This is a genomic window from Pannonibacter phragmitetus DSM 14782 (assembly GCF_000382365.1).
Lineage (GTDB): Bacteria > Pseudomonadota > Alphaproteobacteria > Rhizobiales > Stappiaceae > Pannonibacter > Pannonibacter phragmitetus.
In genome coordinates this window covers 469476-486454 of sequence record NZ_KB908215.1, presented here as the reverse complement: position 1 = coordinate 486454, position 16979 = coordinate 469476, and the positions used below count along the sequence as shown (strand labels likewise).

The window sequence follows — 16979 nt, the reverse complement described above, 5'->3', positions numbered from 1 at the left end:
GGGAAGGTGCGAGCCGTATGACCTTGGTGGAAAGCAGTGCGTCCTCCGGCGCCGGAGAAGGGTCCGGCGAAGATGCTTCAGGACGTCTCATCGATGTCATTCTCGATGAGACGTCCATTGCCCGTGCGGGGCCCGACATCGAGCATGACCGGGCTGTCGCCATCTATGATCTGATCGAGGAAAACAGCTTCTGTCCATCCGGGGTGGCGGGCGGACGTTTCGTGCTGCGCCTGTCTGTCGTGGAAAAGAAGCTGGTGTTCCAGATCACCCGCGAAGGCGGCGAGGATGTGGCCACCCATGTGCTGTCGCTGACGCCGCTGCGCCGCGTGGTGAAGGATTATGACCTGATCTGCGAAAGCTACTATCAGGCGATCCGCCATGCGACGCCCAGCCAGATCGAGGCGATCGACATGGGCCGGCGCGGCGTGCACAACGAGGGGGCAATGGTCCTGAAGGAGCGGCTGGAAGGCAAGGTGGAGATCGATCACCCGACGGCACGCCGCCTCTTCACCCTTGTCTACGCCTTGCACTGGAAAGGCTGAGCACCATGACCGGGCCGGGCTCCCGTCCGACTGCGGTCCTGTTTGCCTGCAGCATGAACGCTGTGCGCTCTCCCATGGCCGCAACGATTGCGCGCAGCCTGTTTCCGGGGCAGATCTATGTGCGCTCGGCCGGTGCGCGCAAGGGCGAGCGTGACCCGTTCGTGGACGCGGTGATGGCCGAAATCGGCATGGACGCCAGCACCCATCAGCCCAAGACGCTGGAGGATCTGGACGAGTCCGGCTTCGACCTTGTCATCACCCTTTCGCCGGAAGCCCATCACAAGGTTCTGGACCTGACCCGCGCCGATGCGGTGGACGTGGAATACTGGCCAACCATGGATCCGACCATCGTTTCTGGCAGCCGCGACCAGATTCTGGACGCCTACCGGGGGGTGCGTGATCAGCTGATGATGAAAATCAAGAAGCGGCTGGGCTGGACGCCGCCACCCAGCGGGTGATAGAGAGAAGCGAAAGAGCTGGGAAACTGCTGCGAAGCGGCCCTTTTCCGCCCTCACGCCTGAACCGGCAAGTCCGCATGACGGCCCGCCCGATGGAAAATCACCGGCGCGGAGATTGCCCTGTTCACTTTTTTGCTTTGATCCTATAGGTTCCGCGCACCTCAGGATCGGTTTAACCGGGATACCATATGGCTAAGGAAGAAGTTCTGGAGTTTCCGGGCGTCGTCACGGAACTGCTGCCCAACGCGACGTTCCGCGTGCGTCTTGAAAATGACCATGAAATCATTGCTCACACTGCAGGGCGTATGCGCAAGAACCGCATCCGTGTTCTGGCAGGCGACCGGGTTCTCGTCGAGATGACCCCGTATGACCTGACCAAGGGCCGCATCACCTACCGCTTCAAGTAAGCCGCAGTCCGGCCGGGAGCGAGACATCCATGAGCGATACTGCAACCGTTCCTCTCGTTCTGGCCTCCGCTTCGCCGCGCCGTCTGGCTCTGCTGCAGCAGGCCGGTATCGAGCCGCAGCATCTCATTCCGGCCGATCTGGACGAGACCCCGCTGCGCGGTGAGACGCCGCGTGCCCTGGCGGTGCGTCTGGCGAAGTCCAAGGCCCGCCACGTGCGTGAGCTGCTGGCGGAAGATGCTGCGCTGTCGAAAGCCGTCATTCTGGCGGCTGATACGGTTGTCTGTGCAGGCCGCCGCATCCTGCCCAAAGCCGAGACTGTGGAGCAGGCAGAGGCCTGTCTTGCCCTGCTTTCCGGCCGTGGCCACCGGGTGCTGACCGGCCTTGCCGTGATCTCCCCGTCCGGTTCCGTGCGGACGAAGATCGTGGAGACCCGTGTGCGCTTCAAGAAGCTGTCGCGCCGGGAAGGCGATGACTATCTGGCTTCCGGTGAATGGCGCGGCAAGGCGGGCGGCTATGCCATCCAGGGCCTTGCGGGCACCTTTGTGGTCAAACTGACCGGCTCCTATCCCAATGTGGTTGGCCTGCCGCTCTACGAGACGGTCAACATGCTGGCTTCCGCCGGTCTGGATGTCCGCGCCCTGTGGCGCGATCCGCTGAAGCTGCCCGCGTGAGGGGGCCGCAATGACTGCAGCATCCGGCAATGCAGGGGACCAGGGCCGCCGCATGCGGCCATGCCCCATCTGCTCCAAACTCTCCACCCAGGCCGACTACCCCTTCTGCAGCGACCGCTGCGCCAAGATCGACCTGCACCGCTGGATGGTTGAGGGCTACAGTATTCCCGCCGTCGAGACGGATGATGCTGATGACGAGGCAGAGGGCGGCGAAGACCGCTGATTCCTGCCGTGCTAGCCTGTGCCGTGAAATTCCGGGCAGGCATGCTGAAAAAATCATCTTGCCCTGAAAAATTTTCCGCCGTCATAATCAGGCCTGCCTGTCACAATCGCTGTCACATTTCAGCGGGAGGCGGGAGGGCTGGCCTGCCATCTTGTGCGCTGCTGCGAATAAAACTGTCGCAGAGCTGTGCTAGGGCGGCTGTGTAGAAAAGCGGAGGCCGAGGCGGCTTCCATCAGGCGAGGCGAACATGAAAAAGATGCTTCTTGGCGCAACCGCCCTTTTTGCCATTGCGGCAATGGGCGGTGTGGCGCTGGCCGATTATTCGGTGACCATCCTTCACACCAACGACCTGCATAGCCGCATCGAGCAGATCAACAAGTCCGATTCCGGCTGCAGCGCCGAGGACGATGCCAAGGGCGCGTGCTTTGGCGGCGTGGCGCGCATCAAGACCAAGGTCGAGGAGCGCCGCAAGGCTCTGACGGATGCCGGCAAGAACGTGATTCTGCTGGACGCAGGCGATCAGTTCCAGGGCTCCCTGTTCTACACCACCTACAAGGGCAAGGCGGCTGCCGAGTTCATGAACATGATCGGCTATGACGTTATGGCCGTCGGCAACCATGAGTTCGATGATGGCCCGCAGGGCCTCGCTGACTTCCTCACGGAGGTCAAGTTCCCGGTCATTTCCGGCAACACCGATGTTTCCAACGAACCGCTGCTGAAGGACAAGGTCCCGGGTTCCGTGGTCATGGAAGTGGGTGGACAGAAGATCGGCATCGTCTCTGTTCTCGCCGAAGACACGGTTGAAACCTCTTCGCCGGGCAAGGGTGTGATCTTCGCCAAGGCCGAAGATTACCTCAAGGGCGCCGTCGAAGAGCTTGAAGCACAGGGCGTCAACAAGATCATCGCGCTTACCCATGTCGGCTATGTGCGTGACAAGGAAATCGCCGGTTCCGTTTCAGGCATTGATGCCATCGTTGGCGGCCACTCGCACACGCTGCTGTCCAACAGCGACGACAAGGCAGCAGGCCCATATCCCACGATCGTTGCCAACCCGGATGGCAAGGACGTTCCGGTCGTCACCGCTTACGCTTACAGCAAGTATCTGGGCGAGATCGAGCTGACCTTCAACGACAACGGTGATCTGGTGTCGGCAAAGGGGGACCCCATCCTGCTGGACGCTTCCGTCAAGCCCGACGAGACCGTCGTCGCCCGTGTGGCCGAGCTTGCCAAGCCGCTGGAAGAGCTGAAGGCCAAGGTGATCGGTTCCTCCACTGCTGCCATCGACGGATCGCGCGAGACCTGCCGTGTCTCCGAATGCCAGATGGGCAATCTGGTGGCCGAAGCCATGCTTGACCGCGTGAAGGAGCAGGGCGTCGAAATCGTCATCCAGAACGGCGGCGGCCTGCGTGCCTCCATCGATTCGGGCGAGATCACCATGGGCGAAGTTCTGACGGTGCTGCCGTTCCAGAACACCCTTGCCACGTTCCAGCTGAAGGGCTCCGATGTTGTGGCAGCGCTTGAGAATGGCGTGTCCAAGGTCGAGGAAGGCGGTGGCCGCTTCCCTCAGGTCGCCGGTCTTCGCTACGAGTGGACCAAGTCCAAGCCGGCAGGCGAGCGTATCCTCAAGGTTGAGGTGAAGAACGGTGACGGCTGGGTTCCGATCGATCCCGACAAGGTCTATGGCCTTGCCACCAACAACTACATGCGTGGCGGCGGTGATGGTTACGCCGTCTTCGCCAAGGGCGGCATGAATGCCTATGACTTTGGTCCGGGGCTTGAAGAAGTTCTGGCCGGTTATATTGCCAAGAACGGCGGTGCCTACACCCCGTTCACGGATGGCCGCATCACGGAAGTGCAGTAAAGGCCGGAGCTTCCGGTCAGGGCCGTCAGGTCCTGGCCGCTGTTCCTGACCTGCATGACCGCAAGGCTGGCACAGGACCGGCATCTGGCGATGCACCCTGAAAAAGCCACAGGCTCCGGAATGGCGCGGGAACCCGGTTTCCGCGCCATTTCTCTTTTTGCGTCAGGGGCTTGTCTTTTGCGAAGCCAGGTGTAGCCATAGATCAACGCACGGCGAGATAAGTTCTCTGTGCAGGAATGCAGGTTTGCTCCGGCGGGACTCTCATGTATCTGTTCAGGCATGGGGCAATCTTAAAATCTGGTAAAGCGTGGGATGCCGGGGAACGTGACAAGTACAGGGGCAATTTCACAGATGATGCGGGCAGGCCGCACGGCTGCATGCAAGGGCAGGGCGCGCCGGTTTGCCGGCCTTCTTGCGCTCGGCCTTGTGTCCAGCGCGGCCTGTTTCGATGGCGCAGCGCAGGCGCAGCAGGTTCCGCCGGCCAATCTCGCCGCGCGGCAGCAGCAGCTTCTGCAGGCAACGCTGGCAGAGCCGCAGAATCTGGACATCGCCTTTGAATACGCCATGGTCTCGGCGCAGGCCGGCGACCACGAAGCAGCCATCGGCACGCTGGAGCGCATGCTTGTCTATGCGCCGGGCCTGCCGCGCGTGCAGCTGGAGCTGGGCGTGCTCTACATGCGCCTCGGCGCGAAGGATATGGCGCGCAACTATTTCGAAAGCGCGATCTCCGGCCCCAATGTGCCGCCTGAAGTGACGCAGCGGGTGAATTACTTCCTCGCCGCCATTGAGGAGCAGGAAGCACCGGCCAAGGTCAGCGGTCTGCTTACGGCCGGCGTGCGCGCGCAGAGCAATGCAAATGCGGCCCCTGAGAACCGCATCATCAACCTGAACGGAACCGCCTTCACACTCGATGACGCGGGAACGGGCAAGGAGGATATCAATGCGTTCCTCTCCGCAAACGTGCGGTTCTCCTACGATCTTGCCAATCAGGGGGACCGGCTTGAGGCTGACCTGATTTTCTACGGGGCGCGGTACGGCGATATCAGCCGTCTTGATACGGAGATGGCGGAGATCACCTTCGGGCCGTCGTTTAACCTTGCCCGCTTCGGCATCGATGATGCAAGGCTCGGGATCTATGGCATCGCCAATGGCATCCGTCTGGATGGGGCGAATTACAGCGGCGGCTTCGGGGCTGGCACCCGGCTTGCCGTCAACCTGAGTGAGCGGGCCGGCCTCCAGTCCCGGATCGAGGTGCGCCAGAACTGGTTCAACGACACGGTGAAGCAGCCCAACCTCTCCGACCGGGCGGGCTATGCGGTGCGGATTGCCTCCGGATATCAATACCGCCTGACGGAAACCTTCACCGCCCGGGTGACGCTGCTTGGCGATGTGGTGACCGCGAACAAGGCTTACAAATCCAATACGGCCGGCGGCGTTTCCGTTGGCGGCACCTACCGCTTTGCGTCGCCTTTCAGCCTCTCGGCCGTGCCCTGGTCCATCGATGTGGAGGGCGGCTATCTGCACCGTGGCTACAGCGAGCCGGACGTGCTGATCAATCGTAACAAGGCTCAGCGGGACAACGAGGGCTGGTTGCGCACGTCGCTGTTGATGCCCCTTGGCGAAGGCAAGATGGCGCTCGGGCTGACGGGCGAGTTGCGCCGCCAGCAATCCAATTATGACCTGAATGATTACACCAATGCATCGGGCATGCTGTCTGTCATGCGCCGGTTTTGAGGTTTGAAGCCATGATGAGCCACCTCCGCGTCGCACGCTCTCTTGCGGTTGCTGCCAGTTTTCTGCCTGCTCTGCTCGCCACCACCGCGATGGCATCGACCGAGGTGGGCGTTGCGACGGCAGTCAATCCGCAGGCGCAAGGAACGGCGCCCGGTGCTGGCATGCGCACCATCATGCTTGGCAACAACATCTACCACAAGGAGCGCATCAAGACGGGCGGTTCCGGACTGGTGCAGGTGCTGTTTGTCGATGGATCGACCTTTACCGTCGGTGCCAATTCGGATCTGGTGATCGACGAGTTCGTCTTTGATCCGGAAGCTGGCACTGGCAAACTGGTGGCCAGCATGGGCAAGGGCGTGGCCAGATTTGTTGGCGGGAAACTCTCGAAAAACAAGGGCGGGGTGAATGTCCGCACGCCGGTCGGCACCATCGGCATCCGCGGTGGTATTGCCAATCTGGAAGTGCGTGAGGATGGCGGCACATTCTCTCTCGTTTTTGGCAAGGAACTGACGTTCACCGGCCCGAACGGCACCGAACAGCGGATCTATGAACCCGGTTACACCATGGTTGTGGGGGGAGGCGGGAGCAGCCAGCCTGACATACGCCCGACCAGCCAGGCAGATCTCGGGTCCCTGCAACAGTCCCTGACCAGCCGGCCCGGCCAGAACGGCGGCGCACCGCGCCCGCCCACCAATGAGATCGTGGCCCAAAGCGGCATTACTTCGGTCAACTCGAACCTCGCTGTCATCAACACCTTGCCGCCACCGAAGCCGGAGGTTGTCGTGGCGACGGCTCTGGCGGAAGTTGAAAAGACCATCGAGAAGACGCCTGATCCGCGTCCGGAGCAGACCGCTCAACCTCAGCCGCAGCCGCAGCCACAGCCGCAGCCTCAACCAGAGCCGCAGCCTCAACCGGAGCCTGAGCCTGAGCCTGAGCCTGAGCCTGAGCCCCAGACGGTCACATTGCGTGCCCTGAGCGGGGGCAGTGGTCTCGAGTTGCCTGGGCTTGCAGGCATTCTGTTCAATCCTGGCCGTCAGGGCATTCTTGGACGGACCATGGATTCCATCGACGAAGAGTTTACGGTCACGCTGCCTGGCTCGGGGGGCTCCTCTGGCGCCTATTCCTCGGCTGATGGCGATGCTTTCCTGACCAGTGAAATCGATGGGCAAACGATTACGGTCGGCATCCCCTCAGCTTCGGGCCTGTCCTATTTCCAGTCTGTGCTGACGGAAAAGGGCATCCATATGGGGCAGTTCAGCCAGTCCGGTGTTCCGTCCTGGCTGACGGTTGATGCTTCGGAAGATGGTGACATTGAAGCGAACGGGCGCGGTATCTTCTACCGGGGGAGCAACGGCTTCATCGCACTGCTCTACCAGAATGCTCTGCTTGCAGGGGATATGCCGGTCTTTGAGAGCGACTTCTCCGATGCAATCCTTGCATTTGGCGGAGAGCCGGGATCCTTCGAAGTGATGAACCAGTCCCGCCTGCGGACCTACACGCTGACGGCGGACCTGCAGCAGCTCCTCTCGCTGGGCACAGAGAACTCCGATGGCAGTCTCATCCCTGTCAATACGGGCGCTCTCTTCCTCAATCCGCTCGTAGCAGCGGATCTGGGCACCTCGTTCCTCGATGGCGTTGCCAACTCGGGCCTTCTGGTTCTGGAGGGTGGCGCAGATCTGGACGATAAGCCGCCGCTTGCGCTGGCCGCATCCTTCTCCATTCAGGGGCTGTCCTCGACGCAGCAGTCAGCCATTTCCCTTTTCCTTGGTGCCATCAAGGATGACGGCTCGGGTGAGTTTGCCCTGTCGGGTGCGCGGCGTGGCGGATACAAGTCCGTCACTCATGATGCCACCGGCAGTTTCTCCGGCAAGATCGGGTCTCTGGAAGGGGCGGATGGCACCTATGCCTTCGGCAGCAATGCGGAGAACTTCGTCCTCAGCAGCAATGTCAGCCCGGCACAGAATGCTGACAGCTATGTGGTGCAGCCGCCGTCCAGCCATTTGAGGGACCATTACAGCGCCACGACGCATATTGCCGGGCTATCCTCCACAGTGCCGGGTTCCACCTTGTTGGGAAGCACGCGCAACATGTCCGGCTTTGCCGCAGGCATGGTGCAGACGAACAGTGGCGGAAATCTTGTGGTTACGCCTTATGCCACGGTTGGCAGCTTCGGCAGTTCGGTCAAGTTCGATGTGGACAGCCGGTCCGTCTCGGCATCTTTCGAGCTTGAGAATGCAAACTACACGGGCGGTGGCAACGTGCCCTGGATGAAGGTGTCCTTTGGCAATAGCGCTTCAGCCCCCGAAAGCGAGCGCGCCTCGGTATTCATCGACAATGACCGCTATGCGGCGGCTGAGACCAATGACAGTTTTGGCAATAGCCTGCGCGGTGAAAGCGGCCCCAGCAAAGATGCCGACGCCACCAGCTACTTCATTCCCAACACGCTGGTGGATGGCGCGGACAGTGCCATTTTTGCCGGTGTGACAACCAAGTGCACCTGCGCCTTCCTGGAATGGGGATACTGGGGCACGCACTTTGTGATCGATAACCCTTCGCCTGCTCCAGACGAGCAGGCACAGGTCCATCTTGGAACCTGGGCTGCCGGACGTATTTTCGGGCCGAATGACCTGCCCAGCAGCGGCAGTGCGAGCTATGTCGGCCATGCGGTTGGCAGTGTGGTCAACGGAGGCGGGCAATATCTTGCCGCCGGTGATTTCAACATGAGCGTAGACTTTGACACACGTACCGGCACCGCGACCATAAGCAACTTTGATGGCCGGACCTTCGGGGCCAACATCTCCGAGCCCAACCCTTTCGCCGATCAGAACCTCTTCAGCGGAGCGATTTTTGATAGCGGTACGATGGGCGGCACTTTCAATGCCTCTTTGGTGCAGGGGCCGAACAGCAATTTTGACGGCGTCGCTGGAAGCTTTTCCGCCATTGATGGCGCATGGATGGCGACCGGTGTGGCCGTTGGCGTGCGGCAGCCCTGAAGCATTTCTGAAGGCTGTTCCGGTTAGCCGCCGGGACAGCCTGCAAGGGGCGGCCTGACGCTTGTCCACAGGCGGAACTTGGCTCTGAAGTGGTTGAAACAATGAAGGAAAGCTCACTTATGGAAATGCCTGAAAAATAATAGCCCCAACCGTTGAAAAGTTTTGCCGGGGCGCTGGACAAGGCCCGGGCGATCTCCTATAAGACCCCCACTTCCGGCGGACACGCCACATGAAGTCAGGCCCAGATAGCTCAGTTGGTAGAGCAGCGGATTGAAAATCCGCGTGTCGCTGGTTCGATTCCGGCTCTGGGCACCACTTCTCTCTCCCCTGAGAAAATCAGAAATAGCCGCTGTCTGTTCGCACATTTCCTATGCTGTGCCCGCGACTGATTGCTGCGATCACAGTAGGCCGTGAGCGTTGATATCTGTCTCAGGCTTCCCACCCGCGCCGTCCCGGCCCCCGTGCCGGGACCTGTCAGGGACGTGATGCGGGTGAGATGGGGCGGCCTTTCGACGGCAGGGGCCGGTGCTATGGCTGTGTTTCAGCTGCCCGTGCATCCATAACAGGTCCCGGCACAAAGGCCGGGACGGCGCGGAGAGGGGCGCTTGAGTCCGATGCCAAGGCATCGGGATGCATCATCCCTTCTGCCCCGTCTCCTTCGCCAGAGCCAGCGCTTCAGCCAGTATTGCCGGGTTGCCGATGTGGTTCATCAGGATGAGGATCAGCCGGGCGTTGAAGGCGTGGCTTTCGTCTTCCGTCAGGCCCTCATGGGCGGCGAGGAGGCTGGCGTAGGCGTCGTCCGGGTTGGGCAGGTTCGGGGCAGTGATCAGCATGGTTCATGTATCCCGGCTGCCGCCAGGGGCGGGCAGCCTGTCAGGGGTGATTGTTCACGTAACGCAAGGCATCTCCTGCAAGGCATACTAAGCCAGGCAGAGGGCGCGGGCGAGGGCGGTGGACACTTCGCTTGCGTCAAAGCTCTCCCAGCGGGCAGCGGTGTGCTGGTCTGGCCGCACCAGGTAAACGGCGGAGGCTGCCTGCCCGAGATAGCGCTCGCGCAGCGGCTCATTGCCTTCCGGCGAGAGCTGCAGGCAGGGCAGGGTGAGGCCGTGGGCGGTGAAGCTTTCGGGGGTATCCGTGCCGATGGCCAGCAGATGGAAGCCGCCGCCAAGCCGTGCCAGAAGCCAGTCTTCCGCGCCCGGCTCGCCTCCCAGAGGCGCATCCAGCAGCGGGGCGCCGGGTCTCGTGCGGGGTGGCATCAGCGGGTGATCCGGCCCGTTGAGCGGCAGCCCGTCATAGACGCAAGGCACGGACAGGCGCCCCGAATTGACGATGCTGCGGGCAAAGGGGGCTTGGGCGGCCAGATCCAGCACCGCATTGCGGAACATGCGCGACATACCGCTTTTCGGGGTGATGAAGTCCGTAGCGCGGGTGGAGTTGAGAATGTTCTCGTCCGCGCCGTGGATGCGCTCTGCGCAATAGCTGTCGATCAGGGCTTCGGGCGCGATGTCCTTCACCACCAGCGCCAGCTTCCAGGCGAGATTGTCTGCATCCTGAATGCCGGAATTGGCCCCGCGTGCGCCGAAGGGGGACACCTGATGGGCGGAATCGCCGGCAAAGAGCACCCGGCCCTTGCGGAAAGTCTCCATGCGGCGGCACTGGAAGGTGTAGATCGAGGTCCAGACCAGTTCGTAATCCGCGCCGTCGCCCAGCATGGCATCCACGCGGGCGCGCACGCGCTCGGGCTCCAACTCGCGCTTGCGGTCGATGTTCCAGCCCAGCTGGAAGTCGATGCGCCACACGCCGTCCGGCTGCTTGTGCAGCAGGGCACTGTCGCCGGACTTGAAATGCGGCTCGAACCAGAACCAGCGCTCGGTCGGGAAATCCGCCGTCATGCGCACATCGGCGATGAGGAAATTGTCCTCGAACACGCGGCCCTCGAAGCCCAGCCCCAGCATGGAGCGCAGCGGCGAGCGGGCGCCGTCGCAGGCGATCACCCAATCGGCATGGAGCTGATAGGGGCCGTCCGGGGTTGAGATGTCGAGGCGGGCGCCGTTGCCGGTCTGCGCCAGCGCCTCCACCTTGTTGCGGCCCCGGATTTCGATGGGCGCACCTTCCGCGATGGCCGCAAGAATGCGGTCATGCAGGAATTTCTCGAAGTAGGGCTGCTGCAGGTTGATGAAGGCGGGGAACTCATGCCCGCCTTCCGGCAGCAGATTGAACTCGTAGAGCAGGCGGTCATCGCGGAAGACCTTGCCCTTGTTCCACTGCACGCCCTTGTCCAGCATGGGCCTCGCCGCGCCAAGCCGGGCGCAGATCTCCAGCGTGCGCTTGGCAAAGCAGATGGCGCGGCTGCCTTCGCCAACGCCTTCCTGATCATCCAGCACCAGAACCGGCACGCCCTTGAGCCCAAGGTCGAGCGCGGTGGCGAGCCCCACCGGCCCGCCGCCAACGACGATCACCGTATGGCGGATGGGGGCCGGCTGGTCCTGATCGGCCGAGCGGGCATAGGGGTAAAGCGCGAAGGCAAGGGCGCGTTCGCCGGCCTTGCTGGCGGGCGCAGGGGCAATTGCGGCTGGTCTGTCCACGAGGTCTCCTCCCTCTTGTCCCGTTTTCCGTGCGAGGCGTCGCAGGGCTGGTGTCAGCCCTGCAGCGCGGCCCACATCTCGAGGTCGCGGGCGGCGGTCCAGATGCGCGGGTGGCTGATGCCGCGCGCTTCGTCATAGGCACGGGCAACGTTGAAGGGCAGGCAGTGCTCGTAAATGGCGTAGTCCTTGAACTTCGGATCGCATTCGGCGCGCACCGCGTCCCAGGCTTCCTTCAGGGTGCCGTTGCGGGCGGCGACCCGTGCCACCGGGCGGAAGGTGCTCTCCACGAAGTCGCGGGTGCGGTCGAGGGCTGCGTTGACCGCATCACGGCCCAGAACGGCATCGCCGCGCCCCGGTGCGATGGCATCAAGGTCAAAGGCGCGGATGGCCTCCAGCGTCGGGCCCCATTCGCGGAAATGGCCGTCGCCGCAATAGCAGGCGGCATGAGCCTCAACGATATCGCCGGTGAACATGACGTTCTGATCCGGCACGTGGATGACGATGTCGCCTGCGGTGTGGGCGCGGCCAAGGTGCATCAGGTCCACCCGGCGCTTGCCAAGGAAGACGGTCATCCGGTCACTGAAGGTGGTGGTGGGCCATGTGAGGCCGGGGATGCTCTCATGGCCCTGGAACAGGCGCGGGAAGCGCTGGAATTCGCTGTCCCAATCCTCCTGGCCGCGCTCGGCCACCATGGCGCGGGCGGTCTCGCCCATGATCACCTGCTGCGCCTGAAAGGCGGAGGCCCCCAGCACGCGCACGGCGTGGTAGTGGGTCAGTGCCACATGGGTGATCGGCTTGTCGGTGACGCTGCGCACGCAGTCGATCACCTTCTGGGCAAGGCGCGGGGTGGCCTGCGCCTCGACGATCATCACGCTGTCATCACCGATGATGACGCCGGAGTTGGGATCGCCTTCGGCGGTGAAGGCGTAAAGGCCTTCGCCGACCTGAGTGAAGCTGATTGTCTTTTCGGTGAGGTCGCCCTGCGAGGCAAATTTCTTGCTCATGGATATTGTCCGTCCGTAAATCTGTTTCAGGCGTTCCGCTCTACCGTCTGCTCGATGGCGCCGAAGATGGAATGGCCCGTGGCATCCAGCATCTCGATGCGCACCGTGTCGCCAAAGCGCAGGAAGGGGGTCTTGGCGGCGCCGCTGTTGATGGTTTCGATCATGCGGATCTCGGCAATGCAGGAATAGCCTGCGCCGCCCTCGCTCACCGGCTTGCCGGGGGCGCCGTCCAGCTTGTTGGAAACCGTGCCGGAGCCGATGATGGAACCGGTGGCCAGCGGCCGGGTCTTGGCCGCATGGGCAATGAGCTGCGGGAAATCGAAGGTCATGTCGATGCCGGCATTGGCGCGGCCAAAGGGCTTGCCGTTGAGGTCCACCTTCAGCGGCAGATGCAGCCGCCCGCCATCCCAGGCATCGCCCAGTTCGTCCGGCGTCACGGCAACGGGCGAGAAGGCAGAGGAGGGCTTGGACTGGAAGAAGCCGAAGCCCTTGGCCAGTTCCGCCGGAATGAGCCCGCGCAGTGACACGTCATTGACCAGCATGATGAGGCGGATGGCCGCGCGCGCTTCGTCAACGCTTGCCCCCATCGGCACGTCATCGACGATGACGGCCACTTCGCCCTCCATGTCGATGCCATAGGCTTCGTCCGCCATGCGGATCGGATCGCGCGGCGAGAGGAAGCTGTCGGAGCCGCCCTGATACATCAGCGGGTCGGTCCAGAAGGTTTCCGGCATCTCGGCGCCGCGTGCCTTGCGCACCAGTTCCACGTGGTTGACGTAGGCCGAGCCGTCCGCCCACTGATAGGCGCGCGGCAGGGGCGAGTGGGCGTCATGCTCGTGAAAGCGCATGGAGGGCACGGCATCGTGCTCCAGGCTTTCGGCCAGCACGGCCAGCTTGGGTGCGAGCGCTGCCCAATTGTCCAGCGCGGCCTGCAGGGTGGGGGCAAGGTGGGTGGCTTCGGTGCAGCGGGTCAGGCTCTTGTTGACCAGCACGAGCCGTCCGTCACGGCTGCCGTCCTTCAGCGTGGCAAGTTTCATGGTGTTTTCCCGAAAACTGGAGTGAGAGGGGGGCAGGCTCCCCCGGCCCGCCGCTGCCCCGTGTCATACCTGATTGTGAGCGGGTGCCGCTCACTTCACGCCGGGCGTGCCGTCGAACTTCTTTTCGAGGCTGTCCCAGCAGTCGATGTAATCATCCTGCAAGGGCGCGGAGGTCGCTGCCCATTCGGTCAGGTGCTGGGGAAAGCGGGTTTCGAACATGAAGCTCATGGTCTCGTCCAGCTTTTCCGGTTTCAGCTCCGCGTTGGAGGCGCCCTCGAAGGCGTTGCGGTCCGGCCCATGCGGCAGCATGCAATTGTGCAGGCTCATGCCGCCGGGCACGAAACCCTTCGGCTTGGCATCATAGATGCCGTAAATGTTGCCCATCAGCTCGGACATGATGTTCTTGTGGTACCAGGGCGGGCGGAACGAGTGCTCGGCCACCATCCAGCGCTCGCGGAACAGCACGAAGTCGATATTGGCGGTGCCTTCCACGCCGGAAGGGGCGGTCAGCACGGTGAAGATCGACGGGTCCGGATGGTCGAAGAGAATGGCTCCGACCGGCGAATAGGTGCGAAGGTCATATTTGCAGGGCGCGTAATTGCCGTGCCAGGCGACCACATCCAGCGGTGAATGGCCGATCTTCGTCTCGTGGAACTGGCCGCACCACTTGATGATGACGGTGGACGGCACCTCCCTGTCCTCGAAGGCGGCAACCGGTGTCTTGAAGTCCCGCGGGTTGGCAAGGCAGTTTGCGCCGATGGGCCCACGGTTCGGCAGGTCGAACTTCTGGCCGTAGTTCTCACAGACAAAGCCCCGGCACGGGCCTTCCAGCACTTCCACCCGGTAGACCAGGCCGCGCGGCAGAATGGCGATTTCCTTCGGCTCCAGATCGATGACGCCCAGCTCCGTGCAGAAGCGCAGGCGGCCTTCCTGCGGCACCACCAGAAGCTCGCTGTCGGCGGAGAAGAAGTACTCGTCCACCATGGAACGGGTGACCAGATAGATGTGGCTGGCCATGCCGGTCTGGGTGTTGACGTCGCCCGCTGTTGTCGCCGTGCGCATGCCGGTGACCCAGGTCAGCGGCTCATCCGCATGGGGCACCGGGTCCCAGCGGTACTGGCCAAGGCTGATCACGTCATCAACGATATTGGGCGCGCTCTTCCAGAAGGGCACGTCAATCTTGGTGAAGCGGGTGGTGTGCTTGACCGAAGGACGGATGCGGTAGCACCAGGTGCGCTCGTTCTGGCCACGGGGAGCGGTGAAGGCGGTGCCGGAAAGCTGCTCTGCATAAAGGCCGTAATTGCACTTCTGCGGCGAATTCTGCCCCTGTGGCAGGGCGCCGGGCAGGGCCTCCGTCTCGAAGTCATTGCCGAAGCCGGGCATGTAACCCTCAACCGTGCCGTTGACCGTGGCGGCGCGAACCATGCCTGTGGGCAGGGCGTGCGTTGTCATGATGTCCTCCTCTTGCCGGCTCCCCCGGCCGTTGCTCGTGATAATAGTTGCAAGTGCAACCAAGTCAAGAGAGGATGACAGGCAAGGGCGCTCGTGGCAGTTTGCGCGCCCGAAGCAGCCCCGAGAAGCTGGCATTGAAGCAGCAATGCAGGGGCGGGAGACGGGGTGAAGATGACAGGTCCGGCAGATGGTTTCGATCTGGAGGCGTTTCTGCCTTATCTGCTCAATCAGGCGGCAGAGGCGACCAGCCGGTCCTTTCAGGCGGTCTACCGGGACGACTTCGGCCTGACACGGACCCAGTGGCGGGTGATGGCCAATCTCGGCAAGTTCGGCTCCATGACAGCGCGGGATATCTGCGCCATTTCCCACATCGAGAAAACCAAGGTCAGCCGCGCCGTCGCGGGGCTGGAGGCGGGCGGCCACCTGCAGCGGCAGACGGCGCCGCAGGACCGGCGGGCGGAAATCCTGTCGTTGACGCCCAAGGGCCGGGACGTGTTTCTCCGGCTGGGGGAGCGGGCGATGGCCTATGACCGGGAGCTCAGGGCAGGGCTGGGGTCTGATGTCTCTGCCGCACTGGAAGAGTTCCTGCGCCGGCTTATCCGCGAGGGGCGCGATATGCCGCCGGATGAAGATGCGGATTCGGGTGCCTGAAGGCAGCTAATTGATAGATTTGACAGGCTAAGTGGCCCCCGTGACCGCCCGGATTTCATCTGGTCAGACCACGGGTGGCGAAATTTTAAGCGGCAACAGATGCGATTGTGTCTGAAAAGCCGCGATGCCTCTGGTCGCATTGCCAATCGTGGGGCAACTAAGTGTCTGACTAAAAAAGAAAAGTATGCCCTGCCTGCTTCTGTTGCGCTTCCGTGCTGAAACGGCAAGCAGCGTAAAAACCTGCTTGCCTGCTGTGCATCCCCGCGTCACTCTGCTTTCACAAACTGGGAAAACCAGAGGGGAACAGCATGCGTCGTCTGATGGGTTTTGCGATGGGTCTGGCGCTGTCGGCGTCTTCGGCTCTCGCTGCAACGGATGTGAAATTCACGCTCGACTGGAAGTTCGAGGGCCCGGCGGCTCCGTTCTTCATTGCCCTGGACAAGGGCTATTTCGCCGAGGAAGGGCTCAATGTCACCATCGACACGGGCGCAGGCTCGCGCGAGTCGATCCCGCGTGTGGCAACGGGCGCCTATGAATTCGGCTTCGGCGATATCAACGCCCTGATCAAGCTGCTGGACGAGCAGCCGGACCTGAAGGCCAAGGCCGTGCTGATGGCCTATGAGCGTCCGCCCTTTGCCATCATCGGCCGCAAGAGCCTCGGTGTTACGGAAGACCCGAAGTCGCTGGAAGGCAAGAAGCTGGGTGCGCCGCCGCCGGACGCAGCCTTCGGTCAGTGGCCGGCTTTTGCGGAAGTGGCTGGTCTCGACACCTCCAAGATCACCATCGAGAATGTCGGCTTCCCGGTGCGCGAGCCCATGCTGGCGCAGGGGCAGGTGGATGCGATCTTCGGCTTCTCCTTCTCTTCCGTGCTGAACCTGAAGGCACAAGGCATCGCGGATGACGAGATCGTCACCATCCTGATGGCCGAGAAGGGGCTCGACCTCTATGGCAACGTGGTGATGGTGAACACGGATTTTGCTGCTGCAAACCCTGAAGCCGTGAAGGGCTTCGTCAAGGCGCTTACCAAAGGATATCTCGACGCCATTGCAGATCCGGAAGCCGCCATTCCCTACGTGATGAAGCGCAACGAGGTGCTGGATGCAGCCGTGGAGACCGAGCGTCTCAAGATGGCTGTGGAGCAGGCCATTGCCACCCCGGCGGTCAAGGCCAACGGCTTTGGCGGCGTGGATATGGCCAAGCTGACCAAGAGCATGGAGTATCTCAAGACCTCCATGGGCGTCAGCGCCAATCCGCCGGCTGCCGAAAAGGTCTTTGATCCGTCCTATCTGCCGCCGGTTGAAGAGCGGATGGTCAAGTAAGCCTGAGAAATACCCCTCCCGGATGGCTGCTGGCTACCGGGA

The 16979-nt window shown here is 62.5% G+C and carries 15 protein-coding genes and 1 tRNA gene; 11 read left to right on the top strand and 5 right to left on the bottom strand.

Translation table 11 applies throughout. The features are described from left to right. The first annotated feature begins 17 nt into the window (after nucleotides 1–17). From H163_RS0102240 to H163_RS0102200, 9 genes are all read left to right on the top strand, one after another. The gene (locus H163_RS0102240; RefSeq protein ID WP_019962915.1) at nucleotides 18–542 is read left to right on the top strand and encodes a UPF0262 family protein; all 525 of its coding nucleotides are present in this window, start codon (nucleotides 18–20) and stop codon (nucleotides 540–542) included. 5 nt (nucleotides 543–547) lie between these two features. Continuing rightward, nucleotides 548–1000 carry an arsenate-mycothiol transferase ArsC gene (locus H163_RS0102235; RefSeq protein ID WP_019962914.1) on the top strand — a complete coding sequence of 151 codons (453 nt, stop codon included), beginning with the start codon at nucleotides 548–550 and terminating at the stop codon, nucleotides 998–1000. A gap of 188 nt (nucleotides 1001–1188) precedes the next feature. After that, entirely contained in the window at nucleotides 1189–1407 is a 219-nt protein-coding gene (gene infA / locus H163_RS0102230; RefSeq protein WP_019962913.1) for a translation initiation factor IF-1, read from the top strand. Between the two features lie 29 nt (nucleotides 1408–1436). Then, nucleotides 1437–2078, top strand: a complete 642-nt coding sequence (locus H163_RS0102225; protein WP_019962912.1) for a Maf family nucleotide pyrophosphatase — start codon at nucleotides 1437–1439, stop codon at nucleotides 2076–2078. Between the two features lie 10 nt (nucleotides 2079–2088). Continuing rightward, on the top strand, nucleotides 2089–2301 hold the full coding sequence (gene yacG, locus H163_RS0102220; protein WP_019962911.1) for a DNA gyrase inhibitor YacG: 213 nt from the start codon (nucleotides 2089–2091) through the stop codon (nucleotides 2299–2301). Nucleotides 2302–2548: 247 nt separating this feature from the next. After that, nucleotides 2549–4162, top strand: coding sequence for a bifunctional metallophosphatase/5'-nucleotidase (locus H163_RS0102215; RefSeq protein WP_019962910.1), 1614 nt, complete (start codon nucleotides 2549–2551; stop codon nucleotides 4160–4162). Between the two features lie 324 nt (nucleotides 4163–4486). Next, the gene (locus H163_RS23550) at nucleotides 4487–5896 is read left to right on the top strand and encodes a tetratricopeptide repeat protein (protein ID WP_147290396.1); all 1410 of its coding nucleotides are present in this window, start codon (nucleotides 4487–4489) and stop codon (nucleotides 5894–5896) included. Nucleotides 5897–5907: 11 nt separating this feature from the next. Then, nucleotides 5908–8889, top strand: a complete 2982-nt coding sequence (locus H163_RS22015) for a FecR family protein (protein ID WP_019962908.1) — start codon at nucleotides 5908–5910, stop codon at nucleotides 8887–8889. A gap of 239 nt (nucleotides 8890–9128) precedes the next feature. Beyond that, nucleotides 9129–9204: transfer RNA gene (locus H163_RS0102200), tRNA-Phe, on the top strand. 320 nt (nucleotides 9205–9524) lie between these two features. Here H163_RS0102200 and H163_RS0102195 read toward each other — a convergent pair. The 5 genes from H163_RS0102195 to hmgA all read right to left on the bottom strand — a co-directional run bounded on the left by H163_RS0102195 (nucleotide 9525) and on the right by hmgA (nucleotide 14967). After that, nucleotides 9525–9722, bottom strand: a complete 198-nt coding sequence (locus H163_RS0102195; RefSeq protein WP_019962907.1) for a DUF2783 domain-containing protein — start codon at nucleotides 9720–9722, stop codon at nucleotides 9525–9527. 87 nt (nucleotides 9723–9809) lie between these two features. Beyond that, nucleotides 9810–11474: an FAD-dependent oxidoreductase gene (locus H163_RS0102190; RefSeq protein WP_019962906.1), complete on the bottom strand. Its 1665-nt coding sequence runs from the start codon at nucleotides 11472–11474 to the stop codon at nucleotides 9810–9812. A 53-nt stretch (nucleotides 11475–11527) separates the two neighbouring features. Next, nucleotides 11528–12478: an MBL fold metallo-hydrolase gene (locus tag H163_RS0102185; protein WP_019962905.1), complete on the bottom strand. Its 951-nt coding sequence runs from the start codon at nucleotides 12476–12478 to the stop codon at nucleotides 11528–11530. A 26-nt stretch (nucleotides 12479–12504) separates the two neighbouring features. After that, on the bottom strand, nucleotides 12505–13515 hold the full coding sequence (locus H163_RS0102180; protein ID WP_019962904.1) for a fumarylacetoacetate hydrolase family protein: 1011 nt from the start codon (nucleotides 13513–13515) through the stop codon (nucleotides 12505–12507). Nucleotides 13516–13605: 90 nt separating this feature from the next. Further along, nucleotides 13606–14967, bottom strand: coding sequence for a homogentisate 1,2-dioxygenase (hmgA, locus tag H163_RS0102175; protein ID WP_026355358.1), 1362 nt, complete (start codon nucleotides 14965–14967; stop codon nucleotides 13606–13608). 171 nt (nucleotides 14968–15138) lie between these two features. Between hmgA and H163_RS0102170 the strand changes: the two genes are divergently transcribed. Together H163_RS0102170 and H163_RS0102165 are read left to right on the top strand one after the other, a co-directional pair. Next, complete coding sequence (locus tag H163_RS0102170; RefSeq protein WP_019962902.1) at nucleotides 15139–15618, top strand: MarR family winged helix-turn-helix transcriptional regulator; 480 nt, start codon at nucleotides 15139–15141, stop codon at nucleotides 15616–15618. A 308-nt stretch (nucleotides 15619–15926) separates the two neighbouring features. Further along, nucleotides 15927–16937, top strand: coding sequence for an ABC transporter substrate-binding protein (locus H163_RS0102165; RefSeq protein ID WP_026355357.1), 1011 nt, complete (start codon nucleotides 15927–15929; stop codon nucleotides 16935–16937). The last annotated feature ends 42 nt before the right edge of the window (nucleotides 16938–16979 follow it).